The sequence below is a fragment of the Pseudomonas sp. S36 genome (genome assembly GCF_016647875.1).
Classification (GTDB): Bacteria; Pseudomonadota; Gammaproteobacteria; order Pseudomonadales; family Pseudomonadaceae; genus Aquipseudomonas; species Aquipseudomonas parafulva.
Genome location: NZ_JACVVG010000046.1, coordinates 1 through 24,361 on the forward strand (window position 1 = coordinate 1; position 24,361 = coordinate 24,361).

General features: G+C 64.3%; 17 protein-coding genes. 5 read left to right on the plus strand and 12 right to left on the minus strand.

Going from position 1 to position 24,361, the window contains the following annotated elements:
* Positions 1-189, plus strand: a complete 189-nt coding sequence (locus IAE36_RS23750) for a hypothetical protein (RefSeq protein WP_236409104.1) — start codon at positions 1-3, stop codon at positions 187-189.
* A gap of 158 nt (positions 190-347) precedes the next feature.
* Here IAE36_RS23750 and IAE36_RS19935 read toward each other — a convergent pair whose 3' ends face one another.
* The 3 genes from IAE36_RS19935 to IAE36_RS19945 form a co-directional block, all read right to left on the minus strand.
* Entirely contained in the window at positions 348-2,759 is a 2,412-nt protein-coding gene (locus IAE36_RS19935) for a glucose/quinate/shikimate family membrane-bound PQQ-dependent dehydrogenase (protein WP_201214184.1), read from the minus strand.
* A 28-nt stretch (positions 2,760-2,787) separates the two neighbouring features.
* On the minus strand, positions 2,788-4,122 hold the full coding sequence (locus IAE36_RS19940; protein ID WP_201214185.1) for a carbohydrate porin: 1,335 nt from the start codon (positions 4,120-4,122) through the stop codon (positions 2,788-2,790).
* 231 nt (positions 4,123-4,353) lie between these two features.
* A complete protein-coding gene (locus tag IAE36_RS19945) occupies positions 4,354-6,405 on the minus strand; it encodes a TonB-dependent receptor (protein ID WP_201214187.1) in 2,052 nt (683 codons plus the stop codon).
* A 161-nt stretch (positions 6,406-6,566) separates the two neighbouring features.
* Here IAE36_RS19945 and IAE36_RS19950 point away from each other — a divergent pair, with 161 nt between their 5' ends.
* Both IAE36_RS19950 and IAE36_RS19955 read left to right on the plus strand, forming a co-directional pair.
* The gene (locus tag IAE36_RS19950) at positions 6,567-6,788 is read left to right on the plus strand and encodes a VF530 family DNA-binding protein (RefSeq protein ID WP_003252112.1); all 222 of its coding nucleotides are present in this window, start codon (positions 6,567-6,569) and stop codon (positions 6,786-6,788) included.
* Between the two features lies 1 nt (position 6,789).
* Positions 6,790-7,410 (plus strand): Pr6Pr family membrane protein, encoded by a 621-nt coding sequence (locus tag IAE36_RS19955; RefSeq protein ID WP_060482749.1) that lies wholly within the window; start codon positions 6,790-6,792, stop codon positions 7,408-7,410.
* Positions 7,411-7,424: 14 nt separating this feature from the next.
* Here the strand turns inward: IAE36_RS19955 and IAE36_RS19960 are convergent, their stop codons facing one another.
* The 5 genes from IAE36_RS19960 to IAE36_RS19980 form a co-directional block, all read right to left on the minus strand.
* Positions 7,425-8,186 (minus strand): siderophore-interacting protein, encoded by a 762-nt coding sequence (locus IAE36_RS19960; protein ID WP_201214189.1) that lies wholly within the window; start codon positions 8,184-8,186, stop codon positions 7,425-7,427.
* Entirely contained in the window at positions 8,179-8,721 is a 543-nt protein-coding gene (locus IAE36_RS19965) for a PadR family transcriptional regulator (RefSeq protein ID WP_201214191.1), read from the minus strand. The genes IAE36_RS19960 and IAE36_RS19965 overlap by 8 nt, the downstream gene beginning before the upstream one ends.
* 83 nt (positions 8,722-8,804) lie before the next feature.
* The gene (locus IAE36_RS19970) at positions 8,805-11,951 is read right to left on the minus strand and encodes a transglycosylase domain-containing protein (protein ID WP_201214193.1); all 3,147 of its coding nucleotides are present in this window, start codon (positions 11,949-11,951) and stop codon (positions 8,805-8,807) included.
* 119 nt (positions 11,952-12,070) lie between these two features.
* A complete protein-coding gene (locus IAE36_RS19975) occupies positions 12,071-13,690 on the minus strand; it encodes an FMN-binding glutamate synthase family protein (protein ID WP_201214194.1) in 1,620 nt (539 codons plus the stop codon).
* A 29-nt stretch (positions 13,691-13,719) separates the two neighbouring features.
* The gene (locus IAE36_RS19980) at positions 13,720-18,048 is read right to left on the minus strand and encodes an Lhr family helicase (RefSeq protein WP_201214207.1); all 4,329 of its coding nucleotides are present in this window, start codon (positions 18,046-18,048) and stop codon (positions 13,720-13,722) included.
* Between the two features lie 119 nt (positions 18,049-18,167).
* On the opposite strand from IAE36_RS19980, the gene IAE36_RS19985 reads away from it, so the two are divergent.
* Positions 18,168-18,581 carry an NUDIX hydrolase gene (locus IAE36_RS19985; protein WP_201214195.1) on the plus strand — a complete coding sequence of 138 codons (414 nt, stop codon included), beginning with the start codon at positions 18,168-18,170 and terminating at the stop codon, positions 18,579-18,581.
* On the opposite strand, the gene metR is transcribed toward IAE36_RS19985, so the two are convergent.
* On the minus strand, positions 18,565-19,482 hold the full coding sequence (gene metR / locus IAE36_RS19990) for a transcriptional regulator MetR (protein WP_201214196.1): 918 nt from the start codon (positions 19,480-19,482) through the stop codon (positions 18,565-18,567). The genes IAE36_RS19985 and metR overlap by 17 nt on opposite strands.
* 195 nt (positions 19,483-19,677) lie before the next feature.
* On the opposite strand from metR, the gene IAE36_RS19995 reads away from it, so the two are divergent.
* Positions 19,678-20,673, plus strand: coding sequence for an alpha/beta fold hydrolase (locus IAE36_RS19995; RefSeq protein ID WP_201214197.1), 996 nt, complete (start codon positions 19,678-19,680; stop codon positions 20,671-20,673).
* Between the two features lie 29 nt (positions 20,674-20,702).
* Here the strand turns inward: IAE36_RS19995 and IAE36_RS20000 are convergent, their stop codons facing one another.
* The 3 genes from IAE36_RS20000 to IAE36_RS20010 are packed head-to-tail and all read right to left on the minus strand — an operon-like array spanning position 20,703 to position 24,294.
* Positions 20,703-21,038 (minus strand): GlpM family protein, encoded by a 336-nt coding sequence (locus IAE36_RS20000; protein WP_028633262.1) that lies wholly within the window; start codon positions 21,036-21,038, stop codon positions 20,703-20,705.
* A 26-nt stretch (positions 21,039-21,064) separates the two neighbouring features.
* Positions 21,065-22,393: a sigma-54-dependent transcriptional regulator gene (locus IAE36_RS20005; RefSeq protein ID WP_201214198.1), complete on the minus strand. Its 1,329-nt coding sequence runs from the start codon at positions 22,391-22,393 to the stop codon at positions 21,065-21,067.
* The gene (locus IAE36_RS20010; protein WP_201214199.1) at positions 22,390-24,294 is read right to left on the minus strand and encodes a sensor histidine kinase; all 1,905 of its coding nucleotides are present in this window, start codon (positions 24,292-24,294) and stop codon (positions 22,390-22,392) included. The genes IAE36_RS20005 and IAE36_RS20010 overlap by 4 nt, the downstream gene beginning before the upstream one ends.
* Positions 24,295-24,361: the final 67 nt, after the last annotated feature.

Genomic DNA, 24,361 nt, shown 5'->3' on the forward strand with positions numbered 1-24,361 from the left:
ATGCCCGTCACCTCCCTCCGCAAGTCCTTCGTTCGGCCTCCTGAAGTCGCTAAGATCAAGATCAAGATCAAAGTCAAGATCAAGATCTACAGCAACAGCAACAGCAACAGCAACAGCAACAGCGAACTTGAATATATCCATGCACTCACTGGAAGAACTCGGATGCTACTGCCTCTAAGCGCGCGATAGTTCAAGCCACATAGATTGCGACTTCAGGGAGCCTGATGACGGGAGCCGGCGGCTTTGGTTACTTGGGCCAAGACCCAAGTAACACGCCGTAAGGGCGGAAAGGTGACTAAGCGCCACCCGCGCAAAAGAATGTCTGCGCGGGATAAGCGCCCCTCCAATCAGTTTGGAAGCTTGTAAGCGATGATGTAGTCACCCATCTTGGTACCCAGCGACCCATGGCCACCCGCAGTCACCAACACATACTGCTTGCCGTCCTTGCCCGTGTAGGTCATCGGCGTTGCCTGACCACCCGCTGGCAGCCGCGCCTTCCACAGCTCCTTGCCGTTGTTCACGTCATAGGCACGCAGGTACTGGTCCAGCGTACCGCTGAGGAAGCCAACGCCACCGGCAGTTACGATGGAACCACCCATGCTCGGTACACCCACCGGCAGGCCGATCGGCACAGGGGTGCTGTCACGGGTGGTGCCGTTCTTGTGTTTCCAGACCACCTTGTTGGTGAACAGGTCAATGGCGGCCACATAGCCCCAGGCTGGCGCCTGGCACGGTACACCCAGCGGCGACAGGAACGGGTGCATGGTCACGGCGTAGGGGGCGCCGGCGTTAGGCTGCACGCCGCTGGTTTCGCTTTCGCGCTTGCTGCCCTCGGCCACGTGCTCGCGTGGGATCATCTTCGATACGAACGCCATGTAGTTAGGCGTGGTGAACAGCAGTTGACGTACCGGGTCGACCGACACGCTGCCCCAGTTGAACACACCCACGTTGCCCGGGTAGACCAGGGTGCCCTGCTCGGACGGCGGCGTGTACTGGCCTTCGTAGCGCAGCTCGCGGAACTGGATGCGGCACAGCATCTGGTCGAACGGCGTGGCGCCCCACATGGCCTGCTCGGTCAGCTCAGGGCCCAGCAGGTTCAGGTCCGAACGGGCCTGTGTGGGCGAGGTGTGATCGCCCTTCACCGCACCTTGCGGGGTCGGGATCTCACGGATCGGCACAATCGGCGTGCCATCGCGGCGGTCCAGCACGTACAGGCTGCCCTGTTTGGTCGGCACAATGATCGCGGGCTTCACGCCATCGTCAGTCTTCAGCTGAACCAGCGTGGGCTGGCTACCGACGTCCATGTCCCACAGGTCGTGATGGGTGAACTGGTAGTTCCAGCGCGCCTTGCCGGTGGCGAGGTCCAGGGCGACGACACCGGCGCTGTACTTCTCGGCACCCGGAGTACGGTCCGCGCCCCACTGGTCCGGGGTCTGGTTGCCCAGCGGCAGGTAGATCATGCCCAGGTCTTCGTCGACACTGGCGATTGACCACATGTTGGCCGAGTTGCGGGTGTAGGTCTTGCCCGGGGCCAGTGGCTTGGTGTCGTCCGGGTTGTTGCTGTCCCAGTTCCAGACCAGGTGGCCGTCATGTACGTCGTAGGCGCGGATCACGCCCGATGGCTCGTCGACCGACTCGTTGTCGGTAACGTGGCCGCCGATGATGACCAGGTCACGGGTAATGGCTGCCGGCGAGGTGGAGTAGTAACCCCCCGCGGTGAACGGCCCGATGCCTTTGGTCAGGTCGATGGTGCCCTGGTTGGCGAAGCCCTCGCACACCTTGCCGTTGTCGGCGTTGATGGCGATCAGGCGGGCATCGGCGGTGGGCAGGTACAGCCGGCGCGGGCAAGCCTGGGCCACGGCCTGGCCGGCGTCGGTGATCTTCGGCGCGGGGCTGCCGTCACGGCTTACGTAGCGGTTTTCGTCGTAGTACGAAACACCGCGGCACGTCATGTGGGCGAAGCCCTTGAAGGTGCCGACCGGGCTCTTGACCTGCGGGTCGAAGCGCCAGATTTCTGCGCCGGTGTCCGGGTCCAGCGCCAGCAGGCGGCTGTGGGCGGTGCAGGCATAGAGCATGCCGTTGACCTTCAACGGGGTGTTCTGGTTGGTCAGTTCCACCGGGTCGTTGTCGGTGGGCAGGTCACCCGTGCGAATGCGCCAGACCTCTTCCAGGCGGTAGGCGTTTTGCGCGGTGATCTGGCGCAGCGGGGAGTACCGGTCGCCGTGCTCGGTGCGCCCGTACGCCTGCCACTCGCCATCGGGCATGGCAGGGGCATCGCTGGCCATTTCACTGCTGTCGCGGCCCAGTTCGCCAAACACTTCACCGGGGTGGGTGAACTGGCTGGCCACGGCGCAGGCGCCCGAGGCGATCACGGCAACGCTCAGCAGCGCTGTGTTGGCTTTGCTGGCCGGGCCGATCAGCGGGCGGCGGGCCCAAGGCAGCAGCAGCACCAGGCCGATGGCGAACCACAGCGCCAGGCGCGGCACCAGTTGCCACCAGTCCAGGCCCACTTCCAGCAGCGCCCATACCGTGCTGCCCAGCAGAACCAGGCCATACAGGCCCAGACCGATACGGCGTTGGGCCAGCAGCAGAATGCCCGACAGGGCGAAGCCGATACCGGCAATGAGGTAATACAGCGAACCGCCCACCTGGCTCAGCTTGATGCCGCCGGCCAGCAGCGCCAGCCCCATCACTAGCAGCAAGACGCCCATCAGGCGGGGTAGCCAGCGGCTTCCACTCTTGGCACCTTCAGTGCTCATCGTATGTTCTCCGTTGAATGAATTAGGGTTAGAACGTGCTCTGGATCTTCAGGCCGCCGACCACCGCATCGTCCACCTGGGACACCCCGCCCGGGTGGCGGATGTACTGCAGGTTTGGGCGTACGGTGAGCCAGTCGGCCAGGTGAATGCCGTAATACAGTTCGGCGCTGTATTCAGTGTCTTGTACCGGGAGGAAACCCGGATTGGCGTAGTCGTCCACCCCTGCGGCCTGGTTGGCCAGGCGGGCATTCTTGCGGTAGGCGGGGTTGACGTGCACGCGGGCCAGGGCGAAGCCGATGTCGTCCTTGGCGCGGGTGTCGAACGGCCCTTTGAATACCAGCCCTGCCTGCACGTAGTTATCGATGGCATTGGTTTTCTTGTCATGCACCGTGGCGTTGGCGAACAGGCTCAGGCCACGGGACTGGTCGCTGGCCAGGGCAGTGACCTGCTGCTGGGCGCCGAGCCAGAACCCGTGTTTGCTTGAGCTGCTGCGGTAGGCGGCCCCACTGAGTGCTGCCGGCCTGCCGTTGTCGTCCTTGTAAACATCCTGCGTATTGGCATTACTGTAGTAGTAGCCAGCGCGATATTCCCCTTTCAAGCCTTGGATGCGCGGGCTCCATACCAGTTCGATCGGCATCACGGCGCCCTGGGTGCCGCTGCCGCTGAGCTTGAAACCATTGCCGGATTCGAGGTTGGAAGGGTTTTGTTCGTACACGCCCACCTGGGCGAACAGGGCATCGCCGAGGTTGTAGCGCACACGCAGTGCCCATTGGCTGACCGGCCAGTTGTACCAGATGCCCCCCACCCAGTTACCCACTTGCGAGCCACAGAACGCCAGGTTCTGGAAGTCGCACGGGAAGCTGTTGAAGTCTTCGCCCTCGCCAAAGCGGCCGAATTTCACATCCAGTGCACCGTCGAAGTACTTCTGCCGCAGCCACAACTGCGTGAGGCGCCAGGTTTCCCCACGTCCCCAGACTTCCTGGGCCGACGTGAAGCCACCGACGCGGGGGTCGTTGATGCGGTCATTGCTGATGTTGTCACCGTGGCGCTCGGTGACGGTGAGCTGGAATTCGGCGTCTTTCCAGCCCAGCACCTTGTCCAGGTCCAGGTGGCTACCAAAGGTGAACTGGTCGCTGTAGCGCGCAGTGCGGTCGTGGTCATAGCCGCCGTGCAGGTTGCTGCCCATCTCGCCGGTGTAGCCGAAGGTAAAGTCGTAGCCTTGCTCCAGCAGGGCGCTGCGGGTACCGCCCCAGTCGCCGAACATCCAGGGCGAGTCGCTGGCGAACATATCGCTGGCACAGGCTGGGGATACCGATGCAGCCAGGGCAAGGGCGATGAAGCAGGGTTTTGGCAGTTGAAGCATGGGATAGCGCTGTCTTCTGATTATTGAAAATACGGCAAGCGCATCGATGGCGGTGATCCATCAATGGAAATGGCGTCAGGAAGGTTGGATGAAGCGATTCAGCTTGCGGCGGGGAGGATATAGAGGAAGCGATCAGAAAAAAAGACAAATTGTCGCAGTGCATTGTTGCCTGCTGGGTAATAGTGGCGTGAGCGGGGCTGCAGGGCAGCCCCTTCTACACTGTCAGTACCGTCAGAACGTGGTCCGTAACCCCACCTCCACACTGCGCCCCGGCGCCGGTGCGATGTCGCGCAGGATCGAACTGGCGTAGCGCACCGTCTGGTCGGTGAGGTTCTCGCCACGCACGAAAGCCAGCCACTGGCTGTGGCCGATATCAAAGCGGTAGCCCACGCTGGCGCCCAAGGTGGTGTAGCCATCGGTGCTGGTTTCGTTGGCCGGTTTACGGTGCTGCGAAGCGGCATGTTGCACGTCCACCCGCGCCTGCCAACGGTCCAGTTCCCACACCAGCCCGCTGTTCAGGCGCAGCGGCGCAATGCGCGGTAATGGCTGACCGCTGTCGAGGTTCTTGGCCCGGGTGTAGTCCCCTGACAGTTCCAGGGCAAAGCTGCCGTAGCGGTTCTGCGCCAGTTGCCAGCGGTCCTGGGCCTCGATGCCGTAGAAGCGCGCGCGTACGCCCTGGTACTCGTACTCCGGGAAGCCGCCGTGGTCATGGTCATGGTCGTGATCATGGTCATCCTCGCCATGATCATGGTCATGCCCCTCGCGCAGGTTGCCTGTGCCAATCAGGCCGATGTAGTTGCGAAAATGGCTGTAGAACACGCCCACGCTGCCCTTGTGCGTGCCGTTGTCGAAGCGCAGCGCCAGGTCGGCAGAAATGGCCTTTTCCTTGTTCAGGCTGGCGTCGCCCACTTCATAGGCGCCGGTGGCAACGTGAGCGCCATTGGCGTACAGCTCGTAGAAGGTCGGTGCCCGTTCGGTGTAGCCGAGGTTGGCCGCCAGCGACCAGATCGGGTCCAGCTGGTACACAGCACCGGAAGACAGGCTGAACGCATTGAAGCTGCTGGCGCTGTCGGCGTCGGTGAAGTTCTCGTTCCCCTTGGCATCCGGGTCTACGCGGGTGTGTTCCAGGCGTGCACCCACACTCAGGTCCAGGCGTTCGGTGGCTTGCCATTGCTCCAGCAAGAACACCGCCAGGCTGTCAGTGTTGGTGTGGGGGACGAAGGCTTCCTCGCCCAGTGCCGAAAATTCGTTGCGGCTCACCTGGGCCCCGACCACACCCTCTACCGGGCCCAACGGCTGATGACGGGCTTCGATACGGGCTTCGTAGCCCTTGTTCTTGAACGTGGTGTGTACTTCACCTTCTTCGATTTCGCGGTGCTGGTAGTCGGTGTAGCCAGCATCGACCTTGACCGAGCTGAACGGGCCTTCCAGGTCGCGCACTTCTGAGGCGAAAGCGTAATGATCCTGCTGCATGTCCAGGCGCACGCCGGGTTCGGCAACCGACCCGTAGTTGCTGTCATAGCGGCTGTAGGACAGCCCGGCGTAACCGTGGTCCCAGTGGTAGGCACCGCCGAGTGCGCCGCCGTCCTGGCGGCCGTCGCTGTTTTCCAGGCGGTGCTTGCTGCCGGGGTCATCGCCATCGCGCACCTTGGCGCTGCGGGCGTAGCCAGGAATGCGCAGGTCGTTGAACTGGCGGCTGTTGGCGTCGATGTGCAGGGCGAAAGCACCGTTGCCGGCCTCCAGCTTGCCGGCGCTGCTGCGGGTGGTGTCGGCACCGCCATAGCGCAGCTCACCGGCCCCCTGGATGCCGTCGATGGGGCTGTCCGGGATCCGGTTGTCGAAGGTGTTCACCACGCCGCCGATGGCGTTGCCGCCATACAGCAGTGCGGCAGGGCCGCGGACGATTTCGATGCGATCGACCGTGACCGGGTCCAGCGGCACGGCATGGTCGTAGGACAGGGAAGAGGCGTCCAGAGCACCCACGCCGTTGCGCAGAATACGGATGCGGTCGCCATCCAGGCCACGGATGACCGGGCGGCTGGCACCTGGCCCGAACCAGGTCGAAGCAACCCCCGGTTGCTTGTTGAGGGTTTCCCCCAGGCTGCCATGCTGCTGTTGCAGCAGGTCGTCGCCTTCGAGCACGGTGCTGGGCGCCGCGAGCTGGCGCTTGCCCAACGGGTTGGCAGTAATGACCTGGGGGGCGAGTTCCACGGCCTGGCTGGGCGACGCGGCTAACCAGAGCGCGACGGCGAGGGGGGAGAAGCGAAGCGGTGAGTACAACATGGGAAAGGAGCGTTCCTTGGCAGAAAAATTGTATTGTTACTATATAACATACGTATTTCAGCACAGAGATTTTGCCACTGGCCAGTCTTTTCTCCCTTTACTTGCCGCACACCCCGCCTTGGGGTGGTGTAAGGTGCGCATCTTTGTACCGGAGCACTGGCATGAGCACGGCCCAACACAACGCACTGCACGGCAAGACCCTTGAGCAGATCCTCACCGAGCTGGTGGCCCACTACCAATGGCAAGGCCTGGCCGAGCGCATCGACGTGCGCTGCTTCAAGAGCAACCCCACGATCAAGTCCAGCCTGACCTTTTTGCGCAAAACCCCCTGGGCTCGGGAAAAGGTCGAGCAGTTGTACGTGAAACTGCAGCGGCAAGCTTGAGGTGCCTCGCCGTCCCTGGTTGACCGGCATCGCGCTGCTGGGGTGGTTCGGCCTGGCCGTGCAGGTGTACCTGGTGTTGTGGGGGCGCTGGCAGGCGCAGGCCAGCCTGATCGGCGGGCTGATCAACGTGTTCGGGTATTTCACGGTGCTCACCAACCTGCTGGTGGCCACGGTGCTCAGCTATGCGGCATTTGGCCGTGAGGGGGCAGGCAAGCGGTTTTTCCTGTCACCGGTGGTGGCATCGGCAGTGGCGGTCAGCATCCTGCTGGTGGCCCTGGCCTACAGCATCCTGTTGCGCCACCTCTGGCAGCCAGAAGGCTGGCAGTGGCTGGCGGATGAGCTGCTGCACGACGTGATGCCCGCGCTGTACACTCTGTACTGGTGGTTCGAGGTGCCCAAAGGCACCTTGCGCGTGAGGCATCTGGCCGCCTGGGCGGTGTACCCGGCCATGTACTTTGCCTACGCGCTGTGGCGGGGGGGTGAGATCGGGGCTTACGCCTACCCCTTCATCGATGTAGCCAGCCTTGGCTACGGCCAGGTGCTGGTCAACGCACTTGGCGTGTTGGCGGGGTTCTGGGCGATTGGCCTGGTGCTGCTGGCGCTGGACCGGTGGCGCCAGTGAAGCGCTCGGGCGCGTCAGGCATCGTCCGCAGTGCCGTCGGCGCGCCAGTAGGCAGCCGCTTTGAGCGCATCGTCGGGCACGCCTTTTTCCAGTAATGCCGCCTTTACCTGACGGGTGAGGGCCTTCTCCAGCGCGACCCACGCGTACACGCGGCCCTCGGGCAGTGGCATGTGTTGCACCCGCGCAAGCACGTCGTCCTGCCCGCGAATCAGCCACTGCACGTCTACCTGGGCCTGGCTGGGTAATGGCTGCTGCTCATGGACGTCTTCGACCTGGATGACGGCGACCACGCGACGCCCTGCAGGCAGGCCTTCGAGGCGACGGCCGATGGCAGGCAGGGCGGTCTCGTCGCCAATCAGCAGGTAGCTGTCGAACATATCCGGCACCACCAGCGAGGCACGCGGCCCGGCGATATCCAGGTGCTGCCCTGGTGTCGCCTGGGCTGCCCAGGTGGAGGCCGGGCCATCGCCGTGCAGCACGAAGTCGATGTCCAGCTCGTTGGCCTCCAGGTCGATGCGCCGGGGGGTATATTCGCGCATGGTTGGCCGGGCGTTGCCATCCCGGGCCATTTCGCGGGCTTCCAGCGCCTGTTGCTGTTCGGGTGTTTCGGCAAACAGCAGCTTGATGTGGTCGTCGCTGCCCAGGCTGGTGAACCCCTGCAGTTCTTCACCGCCCAAGGTGATGCGGCGCATCCGCGGGGTGAGTTCGGTCACCCGCAGGACCTGCAGGCGGCGTTGGCGGATTTCGTGGTTGACGCGGTGGATGGAATCACTCATCTGAGGTCTCTCTGGCAAAGTCGGTGGGCCCGCTGGCGATGGCCTTGGCGGTGTGGTTGAGCAGGTCGCGGACACGTTCGATTTCATCGGGTGTCCAACGGCCATGGTGCATGTGCAGGGCATGGCGCAGGTTGCTGACCGCTTCATGGATTTCGGATGGTCGGTCATGCCCGCGCAGGGCGCGTTTGCTTACCTCGATGCGCATGCGCACCCCTTCCAGGGCCACGGCCTGCTCGACGAGTGCGTTGCGCCCGGCATCGGTGATCACGTACAGGCGTTTACTGCCCTGGGTCTGGCCACTGATCAGCTCGGCTTCTTCGAGGAAGTTCAGGGTGGGGTAGATCACCCCCGGGCTGGGCGTGTAGCTGGCGTCGAACAGCTTTTCGATCTGGCGGATCAGGTCGTAGCCGTGGCCAGGCTGGTCAGCCAGTAGCGCCAGTAACAGCAGCCTCAGGTCGCCGGGTGCGAACACCCGAGGGCCGCGTTCGCCACGGCCGGCTCGTCGGTCGAAAGGATCATGGGCAGGTTCGCGCATGGTCGGGGCTCCCTGTTGAGATATATCTTAAGATAGTACTCAAGATAGATCACAGGCAAACCCTGAATGCTGATGATTATCATCTATTGAATCGATGATTTAGCGTTGGTGGATAGGTTGGCTGCCAGTTCAGGCGGCTTGCACTCATTGGGGTTACCCGGCTGCAGATAGGGCATGAGGATGGGCGCCATGCCCTTCAATACCTGTACCGGTAGCGCCGAGGTGAACTTGAAGGCCTCTGCTGATCGCCCCGGTACGAACGCCGTCAGGGTGCCAAAGTGGTTGTCGCCGAGGAAGAACACGAACGTGGCGGTGCGGTTCAGCGAGCGGGAGCCGATCAGGCGGCCGCCGGCACCGAAGCTTTCGATGCGGTTGTCGCCGGTGCCGGTCTTGCCACCCATCACGAGTGGCGTACCGTCCTGCAGCTTGAAGCTGCCCGAGATACGCCGTGCAGTCCCTGCATCCACTACCTGCGACATGGCACCCTTGAGTGCCCGCGCCACTTCCACGGGCAAAATCCGAACCCCACGGTCTGGGTCGCTTAGCAGCTTGGTTTCATAGGGCGTGTTGGCGGCGAAATGCAGCGTATCGATGCGCAGCGTCGGCAGGCGCACGCCGTCGTTCTGGATGATGCCGACCAGTTCGGACAGCGCCGCAGGCCGGTCACCCGAGCTGCCAATGGCGGTAGCCAGGGACGGTACCAGGTGGTCGAACGGGTAACCCACGCGCTTCCAGCGCTGGTGAATGTCGGTGAAGGCTTCGATTTCGACCATGGTTCTGATGCGGCTGTCGCGGGCGCCCTGGTGGCGGCTCTTGAACAGCCAGCCGTACACTTCCTGGCGCTCGAAACGGCTGGCGTTCAGCATCTCGCTCAAGGTCGAACCGGGGTTCTTCAGCAGGTAGCCCAGCAGCCACAAGTCCAGGGGGTGCACCTTGGCGATATAGCCTTGGTCAGGCAGGTCGTACTTGCCAGGCCCATAGCTGTCGTACATCTCGGCCAGCCGGCCGTCGGTAAGCTTGCCGAGGGCTGCCTTGTCGCCCTTCAGGTGGGCCCGTACAAATGCATTGAAGGTTTGCTGGCCGGCTTCGGGGAACAGGTAGCGGTGCACGGCCGCCAGCCGCTGTGGCGTCACGCGCATGCTGTCGAGGAAGGTGTCCAGGCGTTGCTGGGAGGTTTTGCGCTGGTACTTCTTCCAGAAGCGCATCAGGTAGTTGCTGCCTTCCTTGTCGGCAAAGCGGGCCAGGTATTCCTGGCGGCGCGGGTCGGCATCGTCCTTGAGCAACGGCACCCGGTTGTACGGTTGCTGGTAGGTCACATAGCGCACCACGTCGCGCATCAGGCGGATGAACGGCAAGTTGATCGATTCGCGCAGGGCGTCCTTGAGGGTAGGGATCCGGCCGTTGTCTTCCTTGCGGAAGTTGTTGAACACATGCATGCCGCCACCGGTAAAGAAAGCTTCACCGGTACTGGCGGAGTACTTGCGCTCCAGCGCGGCATCTAGCATGGCATCCAGGCTCTGGTTTTTGCTGTTCTGTGCCAGCCAGCCCAGCGACCACCGGCTGATGCTGTCCAGCTCGGCAACGTCCACTTTGTTAAGCGCTGCCACCGGCTTGCCGGCGTACTTGTCATGCAGCTCGGCGATGATCTCCAGATAGGTGGTGAGCACCCGCAACTTGGCGGTGGAGCCCAACTCCAGCTTGCTGCCCTCATTGATGTCGAAGGGCTGGTTGGTGCTGTCGGTTTGCACCCGCACCCGCGAGCCGTCGGCGGTGCGTTCGAACAGGGTGAAGCTGTAGCTGACCTGGTCGGTGGTCTTTGCGGTGAGCAGACGCTCGCCGATCAGGCCGATCTGCCCGGCGAAGACGGGGTCGGCGAGGTTTTTCAGGTATTGGCTCACCTGGATCTGCAAATCGGCCTGCAAGGTGCTGGTGGCCGACAGGTCCAGGCGGTCAAGGTCGTAGAGCGGGCGGTTGAGCATGGCCGCCAGGCGGTTACGGGCCAGGCTGATGCCCTTGTTGGTGACGATCGGCACGATGGTGGGTTGCGCCACCCAGTCCCGGTAGACCGCCTTGCTGGCCAGTGCCGCATCGGCAAGCGGTTGCTCGATGACGTGGTTGGCTGCCAGTACGCGCACATGGGCATCGGTCAGGTCAGCCAGCTCATTGCGGCCTTTGGACAGGTAGTGGGACGGGCGCCGCTGGGCGATCATCAGCGACAGCACCTGGCGCAGGGCCAGGCCACGGGCGGCCAAGCTTTGCGGGTCGGTGGTGGTGGCCGTAAGGGCTTGGTTCACCTGATCGAAATCGGCGCCGTACCACACCCGCAGGCCCTCGGCCATGCCATGTACCTCACCGTGGCCGGGCACTGCGGACAGGGGCACGCTGTTGAGGTAGTCGCGCACGATACGCTGGCGCGCCTCGGTAGTGTCTGGCCCACCTTGGTAGGCGCGTACGCTGGCCGAGATCATCTGGCGGATTTTTTCCGCACCGGACACCGTCAGCCCGTCCGGCGAATGGCGGTACTTTTCCAGCTGGGTGGCCAGGGTACTACCGCCGGCCGACTGGCCAGGCAGGGCGAGGTAACGGGCGATCTGGCTGTAGGCCGCCTTGGCGAACCGTGGCCAGTCCACCGCCGGGTTATTGCGTGGGTCCTGGGTGTCGAGCAGGTCGCGGTTTTCGATAAACAGCAGGCTGTTGACCATTACCGGTGGAATCGCCGCGAAATCCGGGTACAGGTGTTGGGGGTACTTGTACTCGTAGAGGGTATCGCCCCGGCAGTCGGTAATGGACAACCCGGCCTGGACCTTCTCGATGTACGGGGCGAACAAACCGTGGTCAACATAATTGACCAGTGCCGGCGAGAACCTCACCTGTTCGCTGATCAGGTAGTCACGCTTGAGCAACCGCGGCAAAAACTCGCCCAGGGCGCTGTAGCCCAGGCGCTTGTCGAATGGCCCTTCACCCGGATAAACGATGGCATCGCTGGGGCCTGGCTGCAGCGAGTAGGTGAGGGTGCTGGCCAGTTTGGAAAACTCGCGTGACTGCCACTCGGAGGTACGGAACTCCACATAGGCGGCGTAGCCGACGGCACCCGCCGCCACCAGCAGGATCAGGATGATCAACCGCCACCACAGCCGGCGCTGACGGGGGGATTTGGGGGGTGGCGTCTCGGCAGGAGGTTGTTCGGGTGCTTCCGTTGTGCTTGGATCCGTTTGCCACAGTGCGCCCATAATCTTCTATCCGGCCAGGTATTTACGTCTTGCTTGACTCAAGCTTAGACGTTGAGCGGGTCATGTGAAAAAAATGTCGATTCGACCTGTACAGCACCCCACCGCACAGGTCAGGGCATTCAGGCCGCCGCTTCGCTGTGAGGTTCGAAACTGTCGGCCCGGGCCAGTTGCCACATGCGCGAATAGAATTCGCCGTCGACGTCGCCGGTCAGCAACTGGCCTGGCTTAAGGAAGACATGCATCTGCGAGAACAGTTTGATTTCAGTGGCCGAGATGCGCCGTACCAGGTGCTTGGCCTCCAGCTGGGCCGGGTGCTCCAGGCCTGCTGCAGCCAGCATCTCGGCCAGGGCGCGCAGGGTATTGCTGTGGAAGTTGAACACGCGTTGCGCCTTGTCGGGCACCACCAGTGCACGCTGGCGCAGGGCGTCCTGGGTGGCGACGCCGGTGGGGCACTTGTTGGTGTGGCAGCTCTGCGACTGAATGCAGCCGATGGCAAACATGAAGCCGCGCGCGGCATTGGCCCAGTCGGCGCCGATGGCCAGTACGCTGGCGATGTCGAACGCGCTGACGATCTTGCCGCTGGCGCCAAGCTTGATCTTGTCCCGCAGGTTCAGGCCTACCAATGTGTTGTGCACGAACAGCAACCCTTCGCGCAGCGGCACACCGATGTGATCGGTGAACTCCACGGGCGCTGCACCCGTGCCGCCTTCCTTGCCGTCCACCACGATGAAGTCGGGGAGAATGCCGGTTTCCAGCATGGCTTTGGCGATGCCCATGAATTCCCACGGGTGCCCCAGGCACAGCTTGAACCCCACCGGCTTGCCGCCTGACAGCTCGCGCAGTTGGGCAACGAACTGCATCATTTCGATGGGCGTGGAAAACGCACTGTGGCGCGACGGCGAGATGCAGTCCTCACCCAGGGGTACCCCACGGGTTTCGGCGATTTCCTGGGTTACCTTGTGCTTGGGCAAGATACCGCCGTGGCCAGGTTTGGCACCTTGGCTCATCTTGATTTCGATCATGCGCACCTGCGGGCTGCTGGCCTGGGTGGCAAACCGTTGCGGGTCGAAGCGCCCGTCCGGGGTGCGGCAACCGAAGTAGCCACTGCCCAGTTCCCATACCAGGTCGCCACCGTGTTCGCGGTGGTAGGGGCTGATGCTGCCTTCGCCGGTGTCGTGGTGGAAGTTGCCCAGTTTGGCGCCCTGGTTCAGGGCGCGGATGGCATTGGCGCTGAGCGAGCCGAAGCTCATGGCCGAAATGTTGAAAATGGACGCTGAATAGGGCTGGGTGCACTGCGGGCCGCCGATGTCGATGCGAAAGCTCGCCGGGTCAGCCAGGGGGGCGGGGCGCATGGAATGGCCGATGAATTCGAAGCCCGAGGCGTACACGTCGATCAGCGTGCCGAACGGTTTGTCCGACGCTTCGTTCTTCGCCCGTGAATACACCAGCGACCGCTGTGCGCGGGAAAACGGCAGGGCGTCGCTGTCGGCTTCCAGCAGGTACTGGCGGATCTCCGGGCGTATGCCTTCCACCAGGTAACGGATGTTGCCCAGGATCGGGTAGTTACGGCGCACCGCATGACGCTTCTGCAGCAAGTCGAACAGCCCGATCAGGCTGAGCACCGCCGTGGTGAGGGTGAAGGGCCACAACCATTCGTGGTGCATGAATGGCAGGCTGGCCAGGGTGAACAGTACGCAGGCGGCAAACACGGCATAGCGGCTGAGAAGTGACAGGCTCATACAGGGTCCTTGTGATGGCGCGGTCAGGCTCAGGGCCTGGGTTCAGCACCGACCATAGCCAACTTGCCCGCCGCTGCAAAGGGCATGTCGCGCAGCAGCAACTGCCGCCAACCTTCCTGCTGCGCTGCCGGCGCGTCGACCAGGCAGGAGTAGCGCTTGCCCACACGCACCGCCACGGGCACCCCGTCGCGGTACAAAAGCCGGTTGCCGCCCACGGCAGGCACCTTGGCGCCGGGCAGCAGCGACCCGATCAGGTTCAGCGGGTCACTGGCGCTCACCACCTGCAACGTGCCCTGGGCCTCGCGCCGCCGTACCTGGCGCAGCACTGCCACTGCCTCGGGCAGGGCAAACTGTTCGCCCGCCAGCCCGGCGATAAAACGCCCGCCACGGATCTCGCCACGTGCCTCCAGGCGGTGATAGCAACGCAGCAACTCACGCCAGGGCGGCAGCACATCGCTTTCGCGCTCCAGCAGCCGCCAGCAGATCACCCCATAGCGTTGCAGCAGGGCGCGCGCGATGCTCTCCAGGCGTTGCTGCTGATCGGGCAGGGCATCGCTTCGACGCAGCAGTGCCCAGCGCCCGGCATAGGCCATGCTGGTAGAAACTGGCACGTGGCCGAAACGGGGGCGTCGAGTGCTGCGCCTGGCGGTGGGGGTGATAAGGCTGCGCAGGCCGGTGAAGCTGTCAGCGCCCACCAGGCCCGCCCCCACCAGTTCCTGCAGCGCTGCTTCCAGCTCGCTGGGCAGGAGGCGCGCCTCTTGGCTGAGTTCGTCGAAAAACAGTGCGCCGTGGGCTTTCAGTGCACCATGCACCTTCTGCGCCCGTAGCCCCAGGTCATCGACGGCGACGGTGGGCGCAAGACTGCGCCAGGTGTTCACCTGCTCGCGCGGCAGCAACACCAATGGCGTGCTGGCGAGGGTGCTGCCCGACACCGTCGCGGCCAACCGGCTCCAGGCAAACTGGCCGCTGCGGCAGGCATCGTCGAGCCAGTGCGGGGTGTAATCCTGGATGCGGGCGGGCAGCACATCGGCTTCCCAGGCTGCAGCCGCACTGGGGAACCCCTGCAGTTGAGCCAGTACCTGGGTGACTGCCTGCGGGCCGCGCAGCCGCTGGTCCGGTGCCAGGTGCTGCCAGTCGAACAGAAAGCGCATGAAGTCCTGCAGGCTGACCGGTTCTATTTCCCGCCGCAGACGCTTGACCGTGTAGCGGTGGATACGGGCCAGCAGGTGGCGTTCGCACCACTGCATGTCATCGGCACCTGGGCTGAAATGCCCACGCAGCACATAGCCTTCGCTCTCCAGGCGGGCCAGCGCCTGTTCCATGTCGCCCGCTGGCTTGCCCAGCGGCGCAGCCAGTTGCGCTGCGGTGCTCGGGCCGTGGCCGCTCAAGCGGGCGCGCAGCAGCTCGCTGAGTGCCTGCTCCGGTGCTACCGGTTCATCGAAACCCGGCAGCACATCGGGTGCAGGGGTGGGTTGGCAGCCTGGGTAGACCGCTTGCAACAGGGCCAGCCGCTCGCGCGCCAACCACAGTGATTGGCCTTCCAGATACAGGGCGCGCCCGGCTTTGGCCAGCTGTGCCAGCAGTGCGCGCCAGCGGGGCTCAGCCTGGGCTTCATCGCGGTGAATGGCACCCAGGCTCATCAGCGCCTCGTGCATTTCATCGGCATTGCCGGGCTGCGGCCACGCCTCGGCGGCGACGGCGGCGATGGCATCGGCGTCCAGCGCGCCCAGGTCGTGCGCGCTGGTCACATCGCTCCAGCGCCGGTTGAGCACGGCCTGGGTGCGTCGCTCCTCCAGTGGGGCGTCATCCAGAAACGCGTAGGGCCGGGCATTGAGGATGGCCGCTGCCAACGGTGACGGGGCGGGCAAGTCGCAGCTCAACAGGCGCACGGCGCCTTGCTCCATGCGCTGCAACAGCGCCAGCCAGCCGTCACTGTCCATGGCTTCGTGCAGGCAGTCGTCCAGGGTTTGCTCGACCAGTGGGTGGTCAGGCACCTGCCGCTCACCGGCCAGGTTTTCCAGGCAGGCGAGCTGGTCGGGGAACACGGCCGCGATCAAGTCCTCGCTCTTCATGCGCTGGACCTGCGGCGCCACCTTGCGCCCCCCTGCAAAGCGCGGGAGCGCCATGGCCACCCCGGCATTCCAGCGCCAGCGCACGCCGAACAGCGGGGCATCAAGCACGGCCTGCACCAGCAGTTGCTCTGCACTGCGGCTGTTGAGGTAGCGCCATACATCGGCCAACTCGAAACTGTGGCCGGCAGACAGCGACAGCACAATGGCGTCCTCGCTGGCGGCAGCCTGCAGTTCAAAGTTGAAGGTGCGGCAGAACCGCTTGCGCAGCGCCAGCCCCCACGCCCGGTTGATGCGGCTGCCGTAGGGCGAGTGGATGATCAGTTGGGTGCCGCCAGACTCGTCGAAGAAGCGCTCCATGATCAGCGTGTCGCGCGATGGCAACGCCCCGAGCACAGCCCAGGTGCGGCCCAGGTAGTCCAGTAACTGCTGCGCACAGGCCTCTTCCAGTTCGAAGGTGCGTTGCAGCCACGCCTGTACAACGAGCGTATCGCCTTCAGCACGCTGCAATTGCTCGTCGATCTGCCCTTGCAGCCTGGCCACCGCTGCGGACAGTTCGTTGCTGCGCCCCGGCGCTTCGCCCAGCCAGAAAGGGATGGTCGGTGGCAGGCCATGGGCATCTTCCACCCTCACGCGCCCGGCCTCGACCCGGAGGATGCGATACGACGCATTGCCCAGCTGGAAGATATCGCCGGCGATGCTCTCGACCGCAAAGTCTTCGTTGACGCTGCCGATGTTCAGCGCCTGGGGTTCGAGCAGCACCGCGTAGTCAGCGTTATCGGGGATGGTGCCGCCGCTGGTCAGTGCAGTCAGCTGGCTGCCGCGCCGCCCCCGCAGCATGCCGCTGACCGCGTCACGGTGCAGGTAGGCACTGCGTACCCCCTGGCGGCCGTTGTAGCCCTCGGCCAGCATGCGCAACAGCGCTTGATAGTGGTCAGGGTCAAGGGTGGCGAACGGCATCGCCTGGCGCAGGCAGTCGAACAGCGCCTGCTCATGCCACGCCTGGTTGCTGACTTCGGCAACGATCTGCTGGGCCACCACGTCCAGCGGCGCACGGGGCACATGCAGCTCGTCCAGTTCGCCCCGGCGCACGCAGTCGAGCAGGGCCACGCATTCAATCAGGTCGTCGCGTGAGGTAGCGAACAGGCGGCCCTTGGGCACGCCATCCACCTGGTGGCCCGCACGGCCAACCCGCTGCAGAAATGCGGCGATCGAGCCCGGTGAGGCGATCTGGCAGACCAGGTCGATGTCGCCGATGTCGATGCCCAGTTCCAGCGATGCAGTGGCGACCAGTACTTGCAGTTGGCCGGCCTTGAGGCGCTGTTCGGCGTCCAGGCGCAACTCCTTGGACAAGCTGCCATGGTGGGCGGCCACTGCATCCTTGCCCAGGCGGTCGCTGAGGTGGCGGGTGATGCGCTCTGCCAGCCGGCGGGTGTTGACGAACACCAGCGTGGTGCGGTGCTCGCGGGCCAGCGCAGCGAGGCGATCATAGACCAGGCCCCAGGTATCGTTAGCCAGCACGGCACCCAACGGTACCGGCGGGATCTCGATGGCCAGGTCGCGCTGGCGCGCATGGCCCACATCGACAATGGCGCAAGTCCGCTGGCTACCCACCAGAAATTGCGCCACCCGTTCAACCGGGCGCTGGGTGGCGGACAGGCCGATGCGGCGCAAGGGACGGTTGCACAGGGCCTGCAGGCGTTCCAGGGTAAGCGCCAGGTGGCACCCACGCTTGTTGCCGGCCAGGGCATGGATTTCGTCGACAATCACCGTGTGCACGCTACGCAGCCCCTCGCGGCCCGATGCCGACCCCATCAGCACGTACAGCGATTCGGGGGTGGTCACCAGAATGTGCGGCGCCAGCCGGCGCATGGCCGCGCGCGCTTTCTGCGGGGTATCGCCGGTGCGTACCGCCGTGGTGATGTGCGGCGGTTGCAGGCCTTGTTCTTCCAGCGCCTGGCGGATGCCTTCCAGGGGCATCTGCAGGTTCAGGCGAATATCGTTGGACAGCGCCTTGAGGGGCGACACGTACACCACCTGGGTACGGGCAGGCAGTTGGCCCTGGTGTTCCAGCCCCTCGCGGAACAGCCCGTCGAGCACTGCCAGAAACGCACTCAAGGTCTTGCCCGAGCCGGTGGGGGCGGCGAGCAGGGTCGACTGCCCGGCGTGGATCAGCGGCCAGGCCTGGGCCTGGGCGCCCGTGACCGTGGCGAACTGGCGACGGAACCAGGTGGCGACAGCCGGGTGGAACAGCTCGAGCGCGGGGTGTTGATGGGCGGGCAGGTTCATAGCGTGGTTATGGCGGGTCGGCGGTCGCTTGGCAAGTAGCCGTTCGTCTGCCCAGCCGGCCTTGTGTGGCTCGGTCACCCATGGGATGCTCCCCCGCCATTTCCACGGAGCCTACCTGCATGCCCAACGTGATCCGCATCGCCGCCGCCCTGCTCATCGACCCCCAGGGCCGTACCTTGCTGGTGCGCAAGCGGGGCACGGAGGCCTTCATGCAACCCGGTGGCAAGATCGATGCCGGTGAGACGCCGGTGCAGGCGCTGGTGCGTGAACTGTTCGAGGAACTGGGCCTGCGCATCGACCCTTCCCAGGCCTTGCACCTGGGCAGGTTCAGCGCACCGGCGGCCAACGAGCCGGGCTTCGAGGTGCAGGCGGAGCTGTTTCGGGTCGATAGCGCCGCACCGGTAGCGCCGGCCGCCGAAATCGAAGAAGTGGTCTGGCTGGGCGCCGATCAGGCCCCGGCCATGGCGTTGGCGCCGCTGACCCGGGACCTGATCCTGCCGCTGTACCGTGAGGCGGTCAGCGCACCGCGCTGACCCCGTCCAGGGTGGCGAACGAGGTGTCCTTGGCCGTCAGCAAAAAGTCGCGCATGTAGGGTGCATCGAGCATGTCGGTGCGCACTGCGGCGTACAGCGTGGCGAACAGGCCTTTTTCGCCCAGCCGCTTGCCTTTCACGTAGCCCCGCGAGCTGTACTCGTGCAGCGCCCAGTGCGGCATACCGCAGACGCCACGGCCGCTGGCCACCAACTGCATCATCATGACCGTCAGCTCTGAGGTGCGCACGGCGGCCGGCTCGATGTCTGCCGGTTCCAGGAACCGGGTAAAGATATCCAGGCGGTCACGCTCGACCGGGTAGGTGATCAAGGTCTGGTCGGTAAGGTCGTGCGGCACGACGTAGGGCTTGCTGGCCAGCGGGTGCTGGTTGGCGACCGCCAGCATGGCTTCGTAGGTGAACAGGGGCACGTAGGTGATACCGGCCAGGTCCAGTGGGTCGGAGGTGACGACCAGGTCCAGGTCGCCCCGTGCCAAAGCCGGCAGGGGTGCGAAGGCAAAACCCGATGCCAGGTCCAGCTCCACCTCGGGCCAGGCATCGCGAAACTGGTCGATGGTAGGCATCAGCCACTGGAAGCAGCTGTGGCATTCGATGGCCATGTGCAGGCGCCCGGCCGTGCCGCCTGCCAGGCGTGCGATGTCTCGTTCCGCACCGCGCAGCAGCGGCAGGGTGGCATCGGCCAGTTGCAGCAGGCGCAGCCCGGCGCTGGTGAAGCGAATGGGCTTGGTCTTGCGCACGAACAGTGCCATCCCCAGGCGCTCTTCAAGCTCCTTGAACTGGTGCGACAACGCCGACTGCGTCAGGTGCAGCCGTTCGGCGGCCTCCACCAGACTGTCGGACTCGCGCAGGGCATGAAGGGTTTTCAGGTGGCGGATCTCCAGCACACGTAGCTCCGGTGTATAGACGTAAATGGGTGGCAATGGAGTTGAGTTTCCCTCATGTTGTCCCCTGTGTCGACTGCTCACAGGTGCTACCGTTTGGCGCTGGTCATGAAACTGTCACCGAACTGTGGCAGCGCGCCGCTACGAAATTCATCAGACTCGCGCTTCAGTGGGGATTTGCATTCTGGTGTTTCTTTCATGCGGGCTTTCTGGGTTTTTCTTCTCTTCGTTTTCAGTGTTCCTGCCAGCTTTGCCGCACCGCGTTGTGACGCACAGGTGCCGGTGCAGCGCGCCGAGCTGGGCGCGGTCAGCCTGGTCTACCAAAGTGTGGGGGCACCCCGTGACCCGGCCTTGCTGTTGGTCATGGGCCTGGGCGGGCAACTGATTCATTGGCCCGATGATGTGGTCGAGGCGTTGTGCCGCCAGGGCTTTCGGGTGATTCGGTATGACAACCGTGACGTGGGCCTGTCGCGCTGGAACCAGCTACCGCCGTCGGCAAACCTGACGGTTGAACTGTTGCGCTACAAACTGGGCCTGCCGGTGGCCGCGCCCTATACGCTGACCGATATGGCGGATGACGGCTTGCGCCTGATGGACGCCCTGGGTGTGCGTGAGTTTCATGTGCTGGGTGTGAGCATGGGCGGCATGATTGCCCAACATCTGGCTGCGATGGCCCCCGAGCGTGTACGCAGCCTGACGCTGGTCATGTCCAGCTCGGGCGCCGCCGGGCTGCCGGGGCCCGACCCAGCGCTGGTGCAGTTGTTGGCCCGGCGCAGCGCGCCAAGTCGGGAGGTGGCGATTGAACAACAGGCTGACCTGTTGGCTGCGCTGGGCAGCCCCGAGGTACGTGACGACCGTGCGGTGCTGTTGCACCAGGCCGCGTTGGCCTATGACCGTGCATTCAACCCGGACGGGGCCAAGCGCCAGATCATGGCAATACTGGCCGAGCCGAGCCGCGTGGAATTACTGAACCGGCTTCGGGTGCCAACGCTGGTGGTGCATGGTACGGCTGACCGGCTGTTGCCGGTGATGCATGGCGTGCACCTGGCGGCGCACATACAGGGCAGCCAGTTGCGCCTTATTCCCGGGCTGGCACACCGCTTTCAGGAACCCTTCAAGGCGCCGCTACTGGGTGCTGTACTGCCGTATCTGCGAGCGCACCGTCAGGATGTGACGCATATCGCCGGGTTGTGAACCCGGTAAGAGGCGGTCGTCGGCCATGTTCAGTGCATGCGCACCCACAGCGTGACCAGTACCGTAGCGGCCATCAGCCAGGCCACGGTCGCCAGTGCCAGCGAGGCTTCCAGCCGCAGCCGGTCGACCAGTACATACAAGGTGGCCAGGTACACGAAATACGGAATGATCGACCACATGCCAAACAGGATGGTGGTCTTCAGGTCGGCGATGCTGCGGCCTTTGCCCACGATGTAATGGGCAATCAGGGCAAAGGTCGGAAACAGCGGCACCAACCCGGCAATGTAGTAATTACGGGTTTTCGACAGCATCGCCAGCAGCACGACCACGCCAGCCCCCAGCGCAGCTTTGAATACCAGGTCCACGTTGTATTTCCTGATCGGGTTGAAGGTCAGCCGAGGCCGTATTTTTTCACTTTGTCGAACAGCGTGGTCTTTGCCATGCCCAGCTCCTGGCTGGCCTGGCTCAGGTTGCCCCCGGTGCGTTGCAGGGCATCGCTGAGCAGGTTGCGTTCGAACGCCTCCACCGCCTCGGCAAAACCCAGGCCCTGGCTGGCGCCACCGCTCGGGCCCTTCTTGAATGCCGGAAGCCCCAGCGCGTACCGCTCCGCCACGTTGCGCAGCTCCCGCACATTGCCCGGCCAGTCATGGGACATCAAGCGTGAAAGCGTCTGGCTGTCCAGTACGGGTGTTTCACGGTCGAAGCGCAGTGCCGATTGATGAAGGAAGTGCTCGAACAGCTGCAGGATGTCCTCACGGCGCTCACGCAAGGGTGGCAGTTCGAGGGTCACCACGTTCAGCCGGTAGTACAGGTCGCTGCGAAATTGCCCGCTCTGCCCCAAGGTGTCGAGGTCGGCCTTGGTGGCGGCGATTACCCGGCAATCCACGGCAATGCTCTGGTTCGAACCCAACCGCTCCAGGGTGCGCTCCTGTAACACGCGCAGCAGTTTGATCTGCAAATTGATCGGCATGCTCTCCACTTCATCGAGGAACAGCGTGCCGCCGTTGGCGTGTTCAATCTTGCCGATGCGGCGTTTGCCGGCACCGGTGAAGGCGTTGGCCTCATGGCCGAAGATCTCGCTTTCGAACAAGTTCTCCGGCAGGCCTCCACAGTTCAGGGCGACGAACGGCTGGCCCTGGCGGCGGCTGAAATCGTGCAGGCAGCGGGCGACCAGCTCTTTGCCAGTGCCCGTTTCGCCCTCGATCAGCACATTTGCCGAGGTGTCGGCGACGTTGGCGATCAGCTCGCGCAGGTGCTCCATGGCCGGCGAGCGGCCGATGATGCGGCCCTCCAGGCTGCTTTGCCCGGCCAGTTGGCGGCGCAAGGCCGATACCTCGCGGAACAGGCCGCGCTGCTCCAGCGCGCGGCGTACCACGCCCACCAGCCGCTCCGGCGAAAAGGGTTTTTCCATGAAGTCATAGGCGCCATTGCGCATGGCGCCGACAGCCATGTCGATATCACCGTGCCCGGTGATCAGCACCACGGGCAGGCTGCGGTCGCGCGCTTTCAGGCGGTTGAGCAATTCCAGGCCATCGATACCCGGTAGGCGGATGTCACTGACCACAATGCCGGCAAAGTCATCACCGATGCGCTCCAGTGCCTGCTCGGCGCTGCCCACGCCCTCGCAGGCGATGTCCTCCAGCGCCAGGGCCTGTTGGCAGCCAAGCAGCACATGCGGGTCGTCTTCGACGATCAGGACGGAAAGAGGTGCTGGGTTCATGTGTGCTCTGCCAATTCGCTGGGGGGAGAAGCCAATGGCAGGGTCAGCACGAATGCCGTGCCGCCAGTGGCGGGGTGCTCGACGTTGAGGCTGCCTTTGGCCGCGGCGGCTAGGCTCGCTGATAAGGTCAGGCCCAGGCCCAGGCCATGTTCGCCTGGTTTTGTGGTGAAGAAGGGTTCGAACAGGTGCTTGCGGGCTTCGGCGTCGATGCCGTGGCCATTGTCACGCACCTGCAGGCGGTATTTGTCGCCCTGCAGTTCACCGTCCAGCCACAGCGCCGGCAGCGGCTGGGCGGCCATTGCATCCAGGGCATTGCCAATCAGGTTCACCAGAATCTGCTCGAGGCGGGTCTGGTCGATCGCCAGCAGCGTATCCTCGAACTGCCGATGCAACTGCAAGTGGCAACTGCTGATGCGGTCGGCCAGCACTTGCAGGCTGGCATCGACAGCGCTGGCCAGGGACGCGGGGCCATTGTCATCGGCGCGCCGGGCGAACGAGCGCAGGCTGGCAGTGATGCGCCCCATGCGGTCAACCAGGTCATTGATGGTGCGCAAATTGGCACTGGCAGTTTCCAGCGCGCCGCGTTCGATGAAGCGCACCGTGTTGCCAGACAACGTGCGCAGCGCTGCCAGGGGCTGGTTGAGCTCGTGGGCGATGCTGGTGGACATCTGCCCGATCGCCGCCAGCTTGCCGGCCTGCACCAGTTCGTCCTGGGCATGGCGCAGGGTCTGTTCGGCGTGCCGGCGTTCGCGTATCTGCCCCTTGAGGCGCTCGTTGCTGGCGCGCAGGTCGGCGGTGCGTTCGGCGATGCGCCGTTCCAGCTGGCTGTTGGCTTCTTCAAGCGCCTCGCGGGCGGCCAGGCGGGTGGCGATAACCTTGCGTCGTTCGTTCCAGGCGATGCCCAGTATGGCCAGCAGGGCGAACGCGACAGCCACCAGTATGCCCTGCACCATGGACTCGCGGCGCAGGTCCTGCAAAGGGGTCAACAGGGTGAAGTGCCAGGGGGTGTCCGCCAGGCGCCTGGTCTGGGCCAGGTATGCCACTTCGTGAGGCTTGCCCTGAGCGGTTTCGCTGTTGGCTGGGAAGGTGAGTTTTTCTACGCCGTCGGCCAGGGTTTCACGGCCCAGCGGTTGCAGTTCGTTCAGCGGCCACCAGTAATATTGCAGGCTGCGGGCCAGGCGCTCCTTGATCTGGGGCGTCAGTGGGCGCACCGACTTCAAGCGCCGTGCCGGGTCGCTGGACAAGATGATGATGCCGTTCTCGTCACTGACGAACGCCTCCAGGCGGGCCCGTTGCCAGCGTTCTTCGAGGGTATCCAGGCGCACCTTGATCACGGCCACGCCAATGACCTTGCCGTGCTCTTCCAGGCCATGGGCCAGGTAGTAGCCGGCTTCACCGGTGGTGCTGCCGATGCCATAGAAGCGCCCGGGCTCCCCGCGCACGGCAGTCTGGAAGTAGGCGCGGAACGACAGGTCTTCGCCAAGGAACGAGTCGGCGTCGCGCCAGTTGCTGGTGGCCTGTACCCGGCCATTGGTGTCCAGGACGAAGATCGCGCGGCTGCGGCTACGCCGATTCAGGCCTTCGAGGTACTCGTTGACGGTTTGCCGCGATTCGCCGTCAGGGTCGGTCAGCAGGTGCGAGACGCTGTCTTCCAGCTCCAGCAAGCTCGGCAGGTAGGTGTACTTGCTGATCTCGCTTTCCACGGTGCGCGCGTGCAGCTCCAGCTGGCGCTCGCCGGTTTCGCTGAGGGTGCGGATGCCGTTGTTTTCGCTGATCACAAAACCAGCCATCCCCAGGCCGACCATCAGCAGGATGATCAGGGGCGGCAGCAGCAATTGACGAAGGAGACGGGCGTTCACGGCAGGCTTGGCAGGGAGAAGAAGCGAGGGGTCGCATTTCATCACAGTGGCCCTGTCACGGCCAGCACCGCTGCCTGAATGCGCAGCGGTGCCGGCCGGTTCGATGGGG